The sequence below is a fragment of the Pseudoalteromonas sp. NH0006-46 genome (assembly GCF_057547735.1).
The window spans coordinates 447,547-464,097 of sequence record NZ_BAAJML010000002.1 but is presented as its reverse complement, the minus strand read 5'-3'; the positions used below and the strand labels follow the sequence as shown (position 1 = coordinate 464,097).

Genomic DNA, 16,551 nt, shown 5'->3' with positions numbered 1-16,551 from the left:
TGAATCAATTTGATTGATCTTTAATGCCTATTAGTCTCACAATGCACGTATTGCTGCAATATAATTAAGCCAGTATTTAGGCTAGACCAATAATTTAAAAAGTATCTTAACTTATTAAAAGTAAATATGTTTTGGTCAGTTAGATACACTATAGTTTATAGTATTAAAATTACACTATTATGAGACATTATTATGATTAACGGTTTGCTTCACGCCCTAGTGCTTGATGAAAAAGGCGGTGCTCGCGCTATACAAAGCAGCGAAGATCTTCACAACTGGCAACCTCAGCAAGGTAAGTTATGGGTCCATATGGATTATAGCCAAACCGATGTTGTGAACTGGCTCAAACACTGTGAGCTTTTAACCGATTACGAATTAGAATCGTTTATAGCTGATGAAACACGCCCACGTATTACTCAGTCTACAAATGGGCACTTGCTGTTTTTGCGCGGTGTAAACTTAAATCCGGCGCAAAGCCCAGAAGACATGGTGTCGGTACGTTTATTTATTAACGAAAATATAGTCATCACTTCTCGTAAGCGTCGCCTTTTATCTATTGACGATGTACTCACTTCATTAAAGGATAATAAAGGCCCGTGCTCTATATCTGAACTTGTGTGCGCTATTACACAAAAACTGACTTCACGCATGCAAAGTGTTATTGATTCTTTAGATGAAACACTTGATGACTTTGAAGAAGAAATTGACGAGCCAAGTAAGCGCTTTGACAACCAAGCGCTATCGCAGTTACGCCGCCAAACTATTGCGCTAAAACGTTATTTAAAACCTCAAAAAGAGGCGCTCACTACAATGGTAAACGGTAATTATGAGTGGCTTTTGGATGACGATAAAGCAAAACTAAACGAAACCACTAACCTACTAATTCGCTACCTTGAAGAGCTAGATAGCTCGATAGAGCGCGCACAAATTATTCAACAAACAGTAACTAACCATGTTTCTGAGCAGTTAAACCAACGTATGTATGTGATGTCAGTGGTGGCAGCCTTGTTTTTACCTTTAGGCTTTTTAACTGGTTTGCTTGGGGTTAACGTAGGCGGTATACCTGGTACAGACAACCCTTACGCATTTACGCTATTTATTGTGTTTTTAGTGATACTTACCGGTGGTATTGGCGTGTATTTTAAAAATAAAAAATGGCTCTAATAGTATTAAGTAATCTATCTTGAGGCTGAAAAATCATGTCATGACAGGGCAAATGTTTAGTTATTCTAAATACATAAGTTTAAACCATGGCCTCCCAGATTTAGCCCTTCAAGTTTATTAAGTATTGATATGAACCTGATATAGCAATCAATTAAAAACTAAAAAGGCGCGCATTGTTAAATGCTCGCCTTTTTTGATATTTGTATAGAGCTATTAATTACTCTTGAAAGTAAGTGCCCCAACCGTCGTATTCAACGTCGCACTCAATAGCAAGCGCTGCTAGTTTATCAACGTCTTCCATAATGACGTCTACGTCTAGCTCAGCTTCTACTACTATGTCGAAGCTCCAAATTTTGCTGCCATCTTCAAGCTCAAGCTCTGCTGGCTCTTCAACATCGTAACCTAGTTTAAAAGCAGCCAATGCAGCTTGCTCTAGCTTAGGGAAGTCTTCACACACAAAGTGGTGTTCTACTTCATAAAGTATTTCAGGATCTGATCCATCTTCAAGTAATGAACTTACGATGTCTTCACTTATTTCGCGCCAGTTTTCCATTATTTCTCTCTCACTTGAGCATCTAATTCGTTTATTTTAGCAGCCATAACAGTATGTACGTTTTGAGCGTGCTCTCGCGCACTTATACTTTTATCAAGTGATATAGGCGCTAACATTTCGATGTAAATTGTACCATTATCCCAACGATTTAGCTTAATGCTTTTGTGCGTTGTATTCATACATACGGGAACCACTGGCACATCGGCGCTCATAGCGGTATGAAAAGCACCTGTTTTAAAAGGCAATAAACCGCGCCCATAGCTGCGAGTACCTTCAGCAAAAACCCAAACCGATAAACCATTTTTCTTTATTTTTTCAGCTGCTTTTGAAATAGTACCAGCCGCTTTTGAACGATTTGCTCTATCTATTAAAATATTACCTGACAGCCAATAAAGCTGACCAAAAAATGGGATCCACTTTAAGCTCTTTTTACCAAGGCTTACACAGTTTTTTGGTACCATTGCTGGTACTGTAAATAAATCATAGCTATTTTGATGATTAGCAACGTACACTGCAGGGCCAATATTTTCAGCATCTTTATGGCGTGTAAGCACTAATTTAACACCGATCATTTTGGCCATAGAACCAAACCAACCTGCAATTATGTGAACATTATTTGGGTGAAAGGGCCTAACTAATGAAAGCAATAAACCAAAAATACAACTCAATAATATAAACATAAACATAATAAAAACACGTATTACAGCTAACAAACTCGTTCTCCAAATCAATTGTGTGCGGTGCGCGTGTCATTACGCACTATGACACTATTATAGCGTTATTTTGTGACACAGACGAGACAATAGCGAACAACTGTACGCTGAAATAGAGTCGATACTAAAATTAATTGCCTAACACAAAACAATAAGATGATAAAAATAGAGTTCTATAAACAAAAACGGCCTGCAATTGCAGGCCGTAATACTTTAACTCAACGTTTATGATTCATCTGTTGCACTTTCAACAGGCTCTTCATCTTGAGGTGTTAACTCAACAACGGCTTCATCAACACGTTGCAAGCCTCGCGGTAATTTGTTACCTCGACGACCTCGCTCTCCATGGTAATGCTCTAAATCTGTTGGTTTAAGGGTTAGCTTGCGTTTGCCGGCATGTAATGTAACGCTACTTCCAAGCGGAACAACAGCCAGTACTTTCACAAACTCTTCTCGAGCCTGTACCTTTGCACCAGGAATAGAAATAATTTTATTGCCTTTACCTTTACCTAGCTTAGGTAAATCGCGCAGTGGAAATAAAAGCATTCGCCCTTCATTAGAAATAGCCATACAGTAATCGCTAGCTACATCGCTCACTCTAATTGGCTGTAGTAAAATACCGCCTTTAGGCACACTCACTAACGCTTTACCGTTTTTGTTTTTACTCACAAGATCTTTAAAATCAGTGATAAAACCATAACCGGCATCTGACGCCATAAGCAGCACTTGGTTATCTTCAGCCATAACAACATGCTCAAAGTTAGCACCCGATGTTAAGTTAAAGCGCCCCGTCATAGGCTCGCCTTGGCTACGTGCCGACGGTAAACTATGTGCGTCAGTAGCAAACGCGCGCCCAGCTGAGTCTAAAAATACAGCGGGCTGATTACTCTTACCACGCGCAGAAGCCCTATAGGCATCACCCGAACGATAACTTAAGCATTCTGCATCCAAGTCATGCCCTTTACCGACACGTGCCCACCCTTTGTCTGAAAGAACAACAGTCACTGACTCTGATGGTATTAAATCTTTTTCGTTAAGGGCTTTAGCTTCGCTACGTTCAATAACTGGTGAGCGACGATCGTCACCATACATTTCTGCAGCTTCTTGAATTTCTTTTTTAAGCAGCGTTGACATACGACGATCTGAACCAAGTGTTAGTTCTAACTTATCACGCTCTTTGGCAAGCTCATCTTGCTCGCCACGAATTTTAAACTCTTCTAGTTTAGCTAAATGGCGAAGTTTTAACTCTAAAATAGCTTCTGCTTGTATATCGGTTAAATCAAAGCGCTGCATTAAAATAGGCTTTGGCTTATCTTCACTACGGATAATCTCAATCACTTCATCAATATTTAAGAACGCTGCTAATAAGCCTTCTAAAATATGTAAGCGTGCAAGTACTTTATCTAAACGATACTGCAAACGACGACGAACAGTTTCGCGCCTAAACATGAGCCATTCACTTAAAATACTACGCAGGTCTTTGACTTGCGGGCGGCCATCTAGCCCGAGCATGTTTAAGTTAACACGGTAGTTTTTCTCTAAATCGGTGGTCGCAAACAGGTGAGCCATTAATGGCTCAGCTTTAATACGATTAGAGCGAGGTATAATCACTATACGTGTTGGATTTTCGTGATCTGACTCGTCACGTAAATCAGCAATCATAGGCAGTTTTTTCGCGTTCATTTGCGCTGCTATTTGCTCAAGTACTTTACCGCCTGAACACTGATGCGGAAGCGCGGTGATCACTATATCGCCTTGCTCTTCGGTATACACCGCACGCATTTTAATTGAGCCTCGACCGGTTTTATATATTTTATGAATGTCGGCTTTTGGGGTAATTATTTCGGCATCGGTTGGGTAGTCTGGTGCATGTACTAGCTCTAATAATTCATCAAGTTCTGTTTTTGGTTTATCGAGTAATAAACAACATGCACTGGCAACTTCTCGCACATTATGCGGCGGAATATCAGTCGCCATACCAACAGCAATACCGGTAATGCCGTTAAGTAAAATATGCGGTAAGCGCGAAGGTAATACTAAGGGCTCATCCATTGTGCCATCAAAATTTGGCGTCCAATCAACGGTGCCTTGGCCAAGCTCTTTTAGCAGTACTTCTGAAAATTTAGATAAACGCGCTTCTGTATAACGCATTGCAGCAAATGATTTAGGATCATCAGCAGCCCCCCAGTTTCCTTGGCCGTCAACAAGTGGATACCGATACGAAAACGGTTGCGCCATTAATACCATCGCTTCGTAACAGGCACTATCTCCATGCGGGTGATATTTACCGAGTACGTCACCCACGGTACGGGCTGACTTTTTATATTTAGCAGCGGCCGATAAACCTAATTCGCTCATCGCGTAAATAATACGACGCTGCACGGGTTTTAAGCCATCACCCACATGAGGTAAAGCACGATCCATGATCACGTACATGGAATAGTTTAAATAGGCGTCTTCAGTAAAGCGCCCCATTGTTTGTTGCTCTATTCCTTGCATCAGCAAGGTATCTGTATCACTCATTAAAGCTTACCTAGTTTTTCTTATAGCTTACGCGGTAGATTACATTGGCGTAATCGTCACTTACTAACAGACTGCCGTCACCTAACTCTGCAAATGCAACTGGGCGTCCAAATGTTGTTTCGTCTTTCATAAAGCCGGTAATAAACGGTGTATATTTAGTCACACGGCCTTGCTCTATGGTTGCTACAGCGACTTTGTAGCCTGCTTTTTTACTACGATTCCACGACCCGTGCTCGGCAATAAACAATTGCTCTTTATAGCTTGCTGGAAATTGTTTTGCATTGTAAAAATGAATACCTAATGGGGCAACATGGGCAGGGAGTGCCAGCGCAGGAGACGTGTAATCAGCAATATTTTTACCTTCACCAAATTCAGGATCAACAATTGCACCGGCGTGAATATAAGGAAAACCAAAATGCTCACCTTCAGTGCTAACGCGGTTTATTTCATCTGGTGGAATATCATCGCCCATCATGTCGCGGCCATTATCACTAAACCACAAAGCCTGAGTACTTGGGTGAAAATCAAACCCAACCGAATTGCGAACACCTTGCGCTACAGTTTTAATTTGTTTGGTTTCTACATTAAGTGAGAAAATACGACCGAAGCGCTCATCTTCAGCACAAATGTTACAGGGCACACCAACCGGAATGAGTAATTCCCCTGTGGGTGTAAAGCGTAAAAACTTCCAGCCATGGTGGCGCTCTGATGGAAGTGCACTGTAAATCACATCAAATTTTGGATCTTTTAATTGGGTATCAATATTTTTAAATCGAATTATACGGTGCACCTCAGCAACGTATAAATCTCCCTCTTTAATTGCGAGCCCTGATGGCATGTTTAAGCCACTCGCTACCACAATTTTTTTGTCTGCTACACCATCACTATTATGATCTATTAACGCATACACATTGCCCGCTTTACGAGAGCCCGCATAAACAATACCTTTTTTAGATACCGCAATTTGACGCGCATTTTCAACGTCATCTGCAAATAAGCTAAGTTCAAAACCAGGTGCTACAGTGAGCTTATCGAGTATATTTTTAGCCATAACAGGGGCACTTGTTATACACAGCAACAATACACTTGCTAGTAATTTATTCATTTGTATCTCCTAATGACAAACACCAGTAATTATACTTGCGCCTTATTACCATGATCTTCAAGCCATTGGCGTCTGTCTGGTGAACGTTTTTTAGCAAGCAACATATCCATCATTTCCATAGTTTGTGCCTCTTCATCCAGTGTTAACTGAACTAAGCGTCGGGTGTTTGGATCCATGGTGGTTTCGCGAAGCTGCAGTGGGTTCATTTCACCCAATCCTTTAAATCGCTGTACGTTAACTTTACCGCGTTTTTTCTCTGCCTCAATACGCGCTAAGATGCTTGTTTTTTCCTCTTCATCAAGGGCGTAATATACCTCTTTACCAATATCGATTCTAAATAATGGCGGCATTGCTACGTATACATGACCCGTTTTTACTAACTGCGGAAAGTGACGAACAAACAAGGCGCACAGCAAAGTGGCAATATGAAGACCATCAGAGTCTGCATCAGCCAAAATACAAATTTTATTATAGCGTAGCCCACTCATGTCGGCTGAGTCGGGGTCGATACCTAAAGCAACCGAAATATCATGCACCTCTTGTGATGCTAGTATTTGCCCAGACTCTACTTCCCACGTATTTAAAATTTTACCACGCAAAGGCATAATTGCCTGAAATTCACGGTCACGGGCTTGTTTTGCCGAGCCACCAGCAGAGTCACCCTCTACTAAAAATAGTTCGGTGCGGTCGTTATCGGCTGCACTACAGTCGGTAAGTTTACCCGGTAATGCGGGGCCTGCTGTTACGCGTTTACGCACTACTTTTTTAGCGGCTTTTAAACGACTTTGTGCATTAGATATACACAGTTCAGCTAACAACTCTGCTGTATCTGTGTGTTCATTTAACCAAAGGCTAAATGCATCTTTTACAACGCCCGAAACAAGCGCCGCACACGTGCGTGAAGATAGTTTTTCTTTTGTTTGGCCTGCAAACTGAGGGTCTTGCATTTTAACCGAAAGCACATAACTACAGCGCTCCCATATATCGTCTGGGGTAAGCTTTACACCACGAGGTAATAAGTTTCTAAATTCGCAAAACTCTCGCATGGCTTCAAGTAAGCCTTGGCGTAAACCATTAACATGCGTGCCGCCTTGCGCAGTGGGGATTAAGTTTACGTAGCTTTCAGCGATAGATTCACCGCCCTCTGGCAGCCATACTACGGCCCAATCTACGCCTTCAATAGCGCTTTTAAACTCACCTACAAATGGGTCTTGTGGCAGCGTTTCAAAACCTTTAACCGCTTCAATTAAATAATCTTTTAAGCCGGTTTCGTAAAACCACTCTTGGGTTTCTTTTGTTTGTTTATTAACAAATTTGATACGCAAACCTGGGCAAAGTACCGCTTTAGCTTTCAATAAATGATTAAGCTTGGTTATGGAGTAATTAGCAGAGTCAAAATAGCTGGCATCGGCCCAAAAGCGCACGGTAGTCCCGGTGTTGCGTTTACCGACAGTGCCTATAACGTTTAGATCCTCAACTTTATCGCCGTTTTCAAACGCCATTCTATATTGCTGTGCATCGCGGCGAACGGTTACTTCTACACGTGTAGATAATGCATTTACAACCGAAATACCTACCCCGTGTAAACCACCTGAAAACTGGTAGTTTTTGTTTGAGAATTTACCACCGGCATGCAGCTTAGTAAAAATAAGCTCTATCCCAGGAATACCCTCTTCTGGGTGAATATCGATTGGCATACCACGGCCGTCATCACTGACTTCAAGCGAATTGTCTTCGTGTAGAATTACTTCAATTTTAGTTGCATGACCCGCCATAGCTTCATCGACACTGTTATCGATAACCTCTTGGCCTAAATGGTTTGGACGTACAGTATCAGTGTACATCCCAGGGCGTCTTTTTACCGGATCTAATCCATTGAGTACCTCAATGGCTTCGGCGTTATAATTTTGATCACTCATAGTTTTTATCTTTATATGCGCTAAGGCTATGCTTAACTAGTTTTACGTGATTTTAAGAAAATCTACAATACTTGCAAAGGTTTGTTCAAAACCAAGGTAGCTATGATCGCCACCAAACTCGACCCTTTGTTTACATTGCGAATAATAATTTACTGCGTGCTGAAAATTTAATACTTCATCGCCTGTTTGCTGTAATAAATACAGCAATTCAGGGTGTTTTAAGTCATCTACAGCCAATGCTTTTAAAGCCGCTATGTGGCTGTTATTCAATTCATAATGATAATCTTGATACGGATTATAATTTAAACCAAGCAACGGCTTTAATAAACTATATGGCGCAACCGCGGGATTTATAACCACTGCAGGAATTTGATAACGCTGCGATAAATACGTGGCAAAAAATCCACCTAATGAGCTTCCTAATAAAACAGTATTAGGTGTAAGTAATTGCTCAAGCGCTATGATGGCTTGTATGGGCTCATGGTTTAGGCACGGTACAAAATAGTCAACGTCATAGTGTGCCATAAGCTCGCCAAAGCGCACAGCTTTATATGATTTATCTGAGCTATTAAAACCATGAATATAGATTACCCGTTTAGCCATACTACTTCCATATCTGTGCTTATATTATCTTTTTTCGTGCTTATACATATCAGCCTGTATGCTGGCCCTATGTCTTGTTGTATCCAATCAGGACTGTGTTTTTTAAACTGTACCGAGCTGGCAGGAGTCGCGTAGATGGGGAGCGTTCTAAATGTTTGCATGTATTCATTGTGAACATGGCCGTGAAACAAACCAAAAACGTTTTCGCTATTAACTAATATATTAAGTAATTGTGGCCCGTTTTCCAGCATGTGTTTGTCTAAGTAGCCATTAATGGGGAGTGGGTTATGGTGGCAAAATATTATTTTGGGGCTAGAAGATGCGATAAGGCGCTCGGTCATTTCGTCCAAATGTGCCCCACTCACCCACCCTGCAGGGGTTGGCCCTTTTGAATTAATAAGTAATAACTCAACGCCATTTGCGACTATATGTTTAGCGCGATTTATTTGCCCACCACTCATTCTGTTGAGTAACATGATGTCATCGTGATTACCCGGCACCCAAAAAACAGGGCACGTTAAATCGCTTTGCTCAATAAGCTCACTAAACAAAAAATAGGACTCTGCACTGTGATCTTGCGTAAGGTCGCCGCCAAATATTACAAAATCAAGGGATTGTTTAGCCATATGAGCCAGCGCATGTACAAAATAATGTGCGGTATTTACGCCAAAGTACTCACCCGTTTTATCAGAAAATAAATGGCAATCGGTAATGTGTGCTATGCGTAGCGACGATTTATCAATGCGATAAGGGTCATCAAACCAAGCCATTGTTTACATCCCAATTTAATGTTGCTTGTCCATGCTCTACACAGGCGACAAGCCAGTCGTATAAAAATGCATTAAGTTGGTACTTTTCATCTTTTTGATGCATTTTGGGATTAGGATAACCATAAGAAGGCTTAATGCGCTGATGATAATCGTGATGAATAATTTCAGCCACTTTAGCATCGTGATACAACCTAACCGTTAAATAAAGCGGTGCAATCCCTTTTAGCATGCCGCTTAGCTGCTTAATCGAAATATCCATGGTGTATTTTGCACTACCATCAACTTTAGTCGCAAACTCACTGCTGCCCAGCTTTACTTCTCGGCTGTTGCCAACCGTTCGCTCAGGCGGTAATAATTTTAAAAGTCGTAAGTAATTGTGCTCACAAAGCGTTAAATACTTTGGGAGGCTTTGGATATATCGATTTGTTGCTAATTGTACTGTCAAAATACCACCATTATACTGTTAGCCCATTTGCGGCTATGAAGAAGAGTCTGTCCACTTGTGTTTCATTTTTTCATGGTTAAGCGCAAGCCACTGCATACAAATAACCGTTGCGGCATTATCCATTTCACCGTTATTGAGGCGAGTTAGTGCATCATCAACGCTAAGTACGTGAGTTTTTATATCTTCACCCTCGGTTTCAAGGCCATACACACCAGATTCAACCTTACTTAAATCGGCTCGTGCAAGGTACAAATGTAGTCGCTCTGTTGTACCACCGGGGCTTGAAAGATACGAAAGCATAAATTCAAGTTCTGTTAAATTAAGCCCAGCCTCTTCATACGCCTCTTTTTTTACTACCGATTCATAATCGTCACTGCCATCAGTCATGCCAGCAATACATTCTAGCAGCCAGGGAGAATGCTTGCTTTTAATAGCCCCTATACGTATTTGCTCTATTAAAAGCACAGTATCTGACACCGGATCGTAAGGCAGCACGGCAATGGCGTCTCCACGCTCTAAAATCTCGCGACTAATAAGTTTTGATTTACCGCCCGCAAACAAGGCGTGTTCAAACTGATACAAATCAACCTGAAAAAAGCCTTTATACAAATTTTTAACCGGCTTTACGCTGACATCTTTATGCGTAAACTGAACAAGTTTTTTATCTGGCACGTAAGCATCCTCTACTTATTAAAAACTTTGAAGTACGTTAATATATTCTGTTACATTTCGACGCACTGTTTTACTCTTTTTATTTTTAGTTATTACGTAAAACAGGTTACCATGGTTTTAGTATAAAAATTGTCTAAGGACCGAACAACACATGAAAAAGAACATTCTTGCGGCGCTAGTTAGTTTATCATGCGCATTAGGCACAACAGCAGCAAACGCTGAAGATTTACTACAAGTTTTTGAAATTGCAACGGCCAACGATCCTACCGTTTTAAAAGCAAAAGCCCAAGCAGATGCACAATCTTATCAAGTAGATACTGCAATGGCTGCATTATTGCCGCAAATTGGTTTAACAATGGGTTACACAAAAAGTGACTCAACCTCTTTTGAAAGTGCGGACGAAAAAGTTGAAAGTGACTCTGAGCAGTTCACACGTGGCCTTAGCTTAAGCCAAACTTTGTTTGATTTAGGCGCATGGAACTCATTAGACATTGCAGATAAACAAGCTTTGCAAGCAAACGCTCAATACGATTCAGCTAAGCAAAACTTAATTGTTCGCGTTGCTGAAGGCTACTTTAACGTTTTAAGTGCTATTGATAACCTTGAGTTTATTAAAACAGAAAAACGCGCCATCGAGCGCCAGCTTGAACAAACTAAACAACGTTACGCTGTTGGTTTAACGGCAATTACCGATGTACACGAAGCACAGGCACAGTTCGACAATTCAGTTGCACAAGAAATTATTGCTAATAACTCAGTAGAAACAGCGCGTGAGCAACTACGAGAAATTACGGGTAAATACCACGCAAAGTTAGACTTTTTAAACACAGAGACATTTTCTACCACTAAGCCTGCTCGAGACTCTAGCGACTTTTTAAATATGGCTAAAGATAAAAATATTAGCTTGCAAGTTGCTAAAGTAACGGTAGATATAGCGCAAGATCAAATTAAACTGGCAAGGGCGGGGCACTATCCAAAACTGACTCTAAACGCAAGTTATGGCGACTCTTTAACAGATACAGATATAAATGGTACAAGCCTAACTAAAACACCTCGTGCAGATTCTGCCTCAGTAGGGCTTAACTTTAGTCTCCCTCTATACTCTGGGGGTGCAACAGTTGCAGCTACCGATCAAGCACGTGCATTTTACGTTGCTGCTAGCCAAGATTACGAAGCCAATTACCGCGCAATTACCCGCACGGTTATTACGTCTTACAATCAAGTAGTGTCTGACATAGCAACCTATAAAGCGCTAGAGCAAGCTGTTGTATCTGCCCAAAGTGCTTTAAAAGCAACAGAAGCAGGCTTTGAAGTAGGCACACGTACAATTGTTGATGTACTTGTAAGCACACGAAATCTATACAATGCTAAGCGTAACCTTGCTGATGTACGTTATCGTTATGTGCTGTCTACTCTGCGTTTAAAGCAAGCGGCGGGTACACTAACAAGCAAAGACCTAGCAGCTATAAATCAGGGTTTAAAAGCAGCATAAACAGTCACAAAACACATACAAAGCCAGCTACATGCTGGCTTTTTGTATTTTGCAGCGCTTAGCGTTAAACTAGCGTTTTTAATTTTAGAGCAATTTTTGTGGTCACCTCATCTCCTTTTAAAGCATCTTTTTTAGGCCCTCGATACTGGCTGACGTGGATTGGCGTTTTTTTCTTATACCTAATTTCTTGGCTTCCGCAAAAACTTCAATTAGCCTTGGGCAAACTACTTGGCCGTTTAGTTCATAAATACATGAAACGCCGCCGACACATCGCCGAAGTAAACATTAAACGTTGCTTTCCTGAAATGAGTGACGAAGATCAAAAATCATTAGTGCTAAAAAATATGGAAAACACTGGCATTGCGATGGTTGAAACCGGAATGGCATGGTGGTGGCCAAAGTGGCGTGCACAAAAAGCGTTAGGGTCTTTAAAAGGGCTTGAACACTTTGAGCGAGTGCAGCGCTCTGGCAAAGGGGTTTTATTATTAGTACCCCATGTTTTACACCTTGAAATGGCAGGCCGATTAATGGGATTAGGCTGCATGGGCGTTGGTTTTTATCGCCCGCACAATAACCCGTTAATGGAATACTTTACGACTAATGGTCGCCTTCGCTCCAATGAATATTTGGTCGGTAAAAAAGACGTAAAAGGCTTACTAAAAGCGTTAAAAAATAAAAAGGTGTGTTACTACTTACCCGATCAAGACTACGGCCGTAACCGCTGCGAATTTGTGCCTTTTTACGCTGTACAAGATACCGCAACCACGACCGGTACGCTGATGTTTGCTGGCAGTAAAAATTGCGAAACAATGAGCTTAATTACCCGCCGAGACGAAAATGGAAAGTACCATTTAGAAATTATCCCAGAGCTTGAAAACTTCCCAAGCGGTGATGACAAAGCCGATGTTACACGCGTAAACCAACGCATGGAGCTCTCAATTAATGCAGCGCCAGAGCAATATATGTGGCTTCACCGCCGCTTTAAAACACGACCTGATAAAAATACTCCTTCATTTTACAAGTAGTAATGGTATAACAATAATAAGAAAAAATAAGGGTGGTCGTTGTAATGTGGTTTTGGATTAGATATTTGTCATTTGCGGTAATATTAATAGCACTTGCGGCCTATTTTTTAATGGGAAATGTGCCTACATTGGATTTAAAAGAATCTAAAAATGCTGCTGCCGAAGGATTATCCCGCTTTTACGCCTCTATTCGAAATCAAGTTAAAAGCAACAAAGAACGCGATCAATACGTTTTGAGTTTAAAAAAACCAGATCAAACTGTCGATAGAGTTTTAGCTGAGCGCACGCGCACTGTTACCCCCATGCCGGCGAGTTGGACAGGGAGTGTGGAGCCTAGACGCTTCGAAAACGGTTCAACATTAAAAGATGTTTTAATTGAATACGCTAAAAGTGAAGGTATTGAGCTTTATTGGTACTTAAGTAAAGACTATGTCGTTAAAGATCATTTTAGGGTCGACAGTAATTTCACCTCAGCCCTGTACCAAGTGGGCAGAGCTATAAATGATGACTTTGAACACGAGGTCTATACCTACTTTTGTAATAAGCAAAGAGCGGCTGTTATAACTGAGTTACCCTCTGAATATGTGCGCGCTAACTGTTTAAAACTCAATATTTGAGTTGTATAAAAAATCACGCTTTTGCGTGATTTTTTTCATAAGCACATCACTAAAACTTATTTGCTTACAAAGCGAATGAATATGATTAAAAAATCCATATCACTACAGTTCAAAAACCGCTTTCCAAATTGCAGTTACATTCGTTATATCTTGTAAAAACTGTTCGCGTTCAACTAGCTTTCCTTGCTGATTTAAGCTTAATACGTGGTAGCACGAACGGTAGTCAATATACGCTTTAATTAACTGCTGCTTTTGCTCTTTTGTAATACTCCCTATTTTAGCAGCATCAGTCAGTATTCTTACATTGTCAGAAAATACACTTAGCTGCTCGTTATCATGTGCATTTTTAAGAACAAGGTATTGCGTAATAAATTCAATGTCGGCCATGCCACCCGCATCTTGCTTTAAATCAAATTGCTGGCTGTTGCCTTTAGCAAGGTGACCGCGCATTTTTTCTCGCATTTTAATGACATCATCTTTTAACATAGCCGTTTCACGCGACTGGCAAAGTATATTTTTACGAATTTGTGAAAAGCGCTCGGCTAACTCATCTTGACCTAAAATAATACGAGCACGAACCAGCGCTTGATGCTCCCATGTCCACGCTTGTGTTTGTTGATAGTGATTAAAGCTTTCTAAATTGATAGCAAGCAACCCCGAGGCACCTTCAGGGCGAAGACGCGTGTCTAACTCATATAAAATACCCGATGCCGTTCGCGTATTAAATAAGTGCATTAAACGTTGGGCAAGCTTTAAATAAAACTGGCGTGAATCAATTGCTTTATCGCCACTGGTTTGACTAGAACCATCGTGATTATGCACAAACACAAGATCTAAATCTGAATCGTAGCCCACTTCAAAACCACCCGTTTTACCATAGGCAATAACGGCAAAGCCTTTATGCTCGTGGTCGGTATTGGGCGGCATACCAAAGCGCTTTACTGTGTTGTGCCATGCAATATTTACCGCCTGCTCAACTATAGCTTCTGCCAATGCAGTTAAGTGATCGCTTACTTTCATTACATCAAGAACACCGGTTGCATCTGCTGCGGCAATACGTAATTGATGAGTTTGCTTAAATTGCCTCAACGACTCCATTTGTAGCTCTAAATCGTCGTGTTCTATTCGTAAAAAATACTGACGAATCTCGTCTTTATAGGCGCTTAATGGTGTTGGCTTATAAAGCACGGCAGGGTCAATTAACTCATCAAGTAAAATAGGATAGCGAGAAATATGTTCGCCAATCCACTTACTGTGGCAGCATAAAGAAACCAACTGCTTTAACGTGCCTGGGTTTTCATAGAGCAACTCTAAGTAAGCCGTGCGGGAAATAATTTTATTAAGAATTTGGCACACAGTACTAAATACGCTTGCACTGGCATTAAAGTCGCTCAGCTGTTTAAGCATGGCAGGCATGAGTTTGTCGAGTATTTCACGCCCTCTATTTCCTACTTTGACTTTAGACAAACGAAGCTTAAAGTCTTGTAAAGGAGCTTGCCATTCGTCTTTAGGCTCATTTAAAAAACTAACATCGCCATGATCCCACGCACTTATAAAGGCGCCTTCATTGGTATCTAGCGGCTCGGTCTCTTCCCCTATTACCTGTATAAACTCATTATGCACCTGCCCCATTACCCGCTCTATGTCGTTTACTAAGGCAGCAAAGTCTGGCTTTGCTAATAAGTAATTTAACCGCTGCTGGTTTATGTCATCATCTGGCAGAGTTTGCGTTTGTTGATCGTCAAATATTTGCAGGTATTGCTCTACTTTTCGTAAATAAAGATAATTACTTTTTAACTCTTTTGCTTCGCTATCATCAATAACTTGGTTTAACGCTAATTGGTTTAACGCATTGAGTAACGATTGCGTTTGTAAATTAGCCTCTCGCCCACCGCGCACCATTTGCAGTGCTTGAACAATAAATTCAACTTCTCGAATCCCGCCAGCCCCCAATTTTATATTATTGGTTAAACGTTTACGGCGGACTTCTTGCGCAATCATAAGTTTCATTTTACGAAGCGATTCAATCACCGAAAAATCAATATAGCGCCGGTATACAAAAGGTTTAAGTAATTGATTAAATTCATCCCAGTAATGATTAGGCGTACCAATTAAACGGCTTTTGAGCATGGCATAACGCTCCCAATCACGCCCTTGCTCTTGGTAATAATCTTCAATGGCGTTAAAGCTCATGACCAGCGGGCCACTTTCACCAAACGGTCTAAGGCGCATATCGACCCTAAATACCTGTCCATCCCCTGTGGTTTGATTAAGTGCAGCTATTAGCTTTTGGGCTACTTTTGTGTAAAACACCTGCGCCTCGATACTTTTTCGGCCGCCTTGAGTTTTAACACTGCGAGGGTATGCAAAAATAAGGTCGATATCGGAAGAATAGTTAAGTTCTTTACCGCCTAACTTGCCCATACCAAGCACCATTAAAGGCAAAGCGTGTCCTTGCTCATCTAAAGGCTCACCATTGAGTGCGGCTACTTGCGCGTGCGCCCATTCGTTAGCGCTTTGGATTAATTTATCTGCAAGTAGGCTAATATATTCAATGCTATCTGCAATCGGGTTGTGACAACATAAATCTAGAAAAGCGACTTTTAGCCAGTATTTTTCACGATATTTACGAAGTATCTGATGACATTGTGCTTCGTTTATATCTGACAATGTTAAGTTTTCAAAGGGAGAAGGTATGTCTCTGCTTTTAATTTCTGCTTCGCATAGTAACCCGCTTTTTAAATCCGGCTGCGACTGAATACAGCGCCAAGCAAAGTCGCTTAACGCTAATAACCTTACAACTTCATTTTCTATCGTGTGCTGCGGGTAAAGCTGTTCATAACGCTGCAGGCCAAGTTTTTGTAATTGAATAGGAAGTTGTATTACGTTACTCATCAATCCTCTCTTTTATATCATCAGTAACCGTACTAGAATGATTAAAACCTTAAAG

At 41.0% G+C, this 16,551-nt stretch carries 14 protein-coding genes; 4 read left to right on the top strand and 10 right to left on the bottom strand.

Annotated elements, in window-relative coordinates; genetic code table 11:
- The first annotated feature begins 192 nt into the window (after positions 1-192).
- A complete protein-coding gene (locus AC27I2_RS06910; RefSeq protein WP_487203834.1) occupies positions 193-1,164 on the top strand; it encodes a zinc transporter ZntB in 972 nt (323 codons plus the stop codon).
- A 217-nt stretch (positions 1,165-1,381) separates the two neighbouring features.
- On the opposite strand, the gene rraB is transcribed toward AC27I2_RS06910, so the two are convergent.
- From rraB to AC27I2_RS06865, 9 genes are all read right to left on the bottom strand, one after another.
- Positions 1,382-1,717: a ribonuclease E inhibitor RraB gene (rraB, locus tag AC27I2_RS06905; RefSeq protein ID WP_058552432.1), complete on the bottom strand. Its 336-nt coding sequence runs from the start codon at positions 1,715-1,717 to the stop codon at positions 1,382-1,384.
- A complete protein-coding gene (locus tag AC27I2_RS06900; RefSeq protein ID WP_058552433.1) occupies positions 1,717-2,430 on the bottom strand; it encodes a 1-acylglycerol-3-phosphate O-acyltransferase in 714 nt (237 codons plus the stop codon). The genes rraB and AC27I2_RS06900 overlap by 1 nt, the downstream gene beginning before the upstream one ends.
- Positions 2,431-2,655: 225 nt before the next feature.
- Positions 2,656-4,953 (bottom strand): DNA topoisomerase IV subunit A, encoded by a 2,298-nt coding sequence (gene parC, locus AC27I2_RS06895; RefSeq protein WP_487203833.1) that lies wholly within the window; start codon positions 4,951-4,953, stop codon positions 2,656-2,658.
- A gap of 10 nt (positions 4,954-4,963) precedes the next feature.
- Positions 4,964-6,058: a PQQ-dependent sugar dehydrogenase gene (locus AC27I2_RS06890; protein ID WP_487203832.1), complete on the bottom strand. Its 1,095-nt coding sequence runs from the start codon at positions 6,056-6,058 to the stop codon at positions 4,964-4,966.
- Between the two features lie 29 nt (positions 6,059-6,087).
- Positions 6,088-7,977 carry a DNA topoisomerase IV subunit B gene (parE, locus tag AC27I2_RS06885; RefSeq protein ID WP_487203831.1) on the bottom strand — a complete coding sequence of 630 codons (1,890 nt, stop codon included), beginning with the start codon at positions 7,975-7,977 and terminating at the stop codon, positions 6,088-6,090.
- Between the two features lie 42 nt (positions 7,978-8,019).
- Positions 8,020-8,580: a YqiA/YcfP family alpha/beta fold hydrolase gene (locus AC27I2_RS06880; RefSeq protein ID WP_058405841.1), complete on the bottom strand. Its 561-nt coding sequence runs from the start codon at positions 8,578-8,580 to the stop codon at positions 8,020-8,022.
- Entirely contained in the window at positions 8,565-9,350 is a 786-nt protein-coding gene (locus AC27I2_RS06875; RefSeq protein WP_138529095.1) for a metallophosphoesterase, read from the bottom strand. The genes AC27I2_RS06880 and AC27I2_RS06875 overlap by 16 nt, the downstream gene beginning before the upstream one ends.
- Entirely contained in the window at positions 9,337-9,795 is a 459-nt protein-coding gene (locus AC27I2_RS06870) for a DUF1249 domain-containing protein (protein ID WP_058405839.1), read from the bottom strand. The genes AC27I2_RS06875 and AC27I2_RS06870 overlap by 14 nt, the downstream gene beginning before the upstream one ends.
- A gap of 33 nt (positions 9,796-9,828) precedes the next feature.
- The gene (locus tag AC27I2_RS06865; protein ID WP_138529097.1) at positions 9,829-10,467 is read right to left on the bottom strand and encodes an NUDIX domain-containing protein; all 639 of its coding nucleotides are present in this window, start codon (positions 10,465-10,467) and stop codon (positions 9,829-9,831) included.
- A gap of 151 nt (positions 10,468-10,618) precedes the next feature.
- Here AC27I2_RS06865 and tolC point away from each other — a divergent pair, with 151 nt between their 5' ends.
- From tolC to AC27I2_RS06850, 3 genes are all read left to right on the top strand, one after another.
- Complete coding sequence (gene tolC / locus AC27I2_RS06860; RefSeq protein WP_487203830.1) at positions 10,619-11,959, top strand: outer membrane channel protein TolC; 1,341 nt, start codon at positions 10,619-10,621, stop codon at positions 11,957-11,959.
- Positions 11,960-12,057: 98 nt separating this feature from the next.
- A complete protein-coding gene (lpxL, locus tag AC27I2_RS06855; RefSeq protein ID WP_138529101.1) occupies positions 12,058-12,984 on the top strand; it encodes an LpxL/LpxP family Kdo(2)-lipid IV(A) lauroyl/palmitoleoyl acyltransferase in 927 nt (308 codons plus the stop codon).
- 44 nt (positions 12,985-13,028) lie between these two features.
- On the top strand, positions 13,029-13,601 hold the full coding sequence (locus AC27I2_RS06850) for a toxin co-regulated pilus biosynthesis Q family protein (protein ID WP_058405835.1): 573 nt from the start codon (positions 13,029-13,031) through the stop codon (positions 13,599-13,601).
- Between the two features lie 102 nt (positions 13,602-13,703).
- Here the strand turns inward: AC27I2_RS06850 and glnE are convergent, their stop codons facing one another.
- Positions 13,704-16,496 (bottom strand): bifunctional [glutamate--ammonia ligase]-adenylyl-L-tyrosine phosphorylase/[glutamate--ammonia-ligase] adenylyltransferase, encoded by a 2,793-nt coding sequence (gene glnE, locus AC27I2_RS06845; RefSeq protein ID WP_487203829.1) that lies wholly within the window; start codon positions 16,494-16,496, stop codon positions 13,704-13,706.
- Positions 16,497-16,551: the final 55 nt, after the last annotated feature.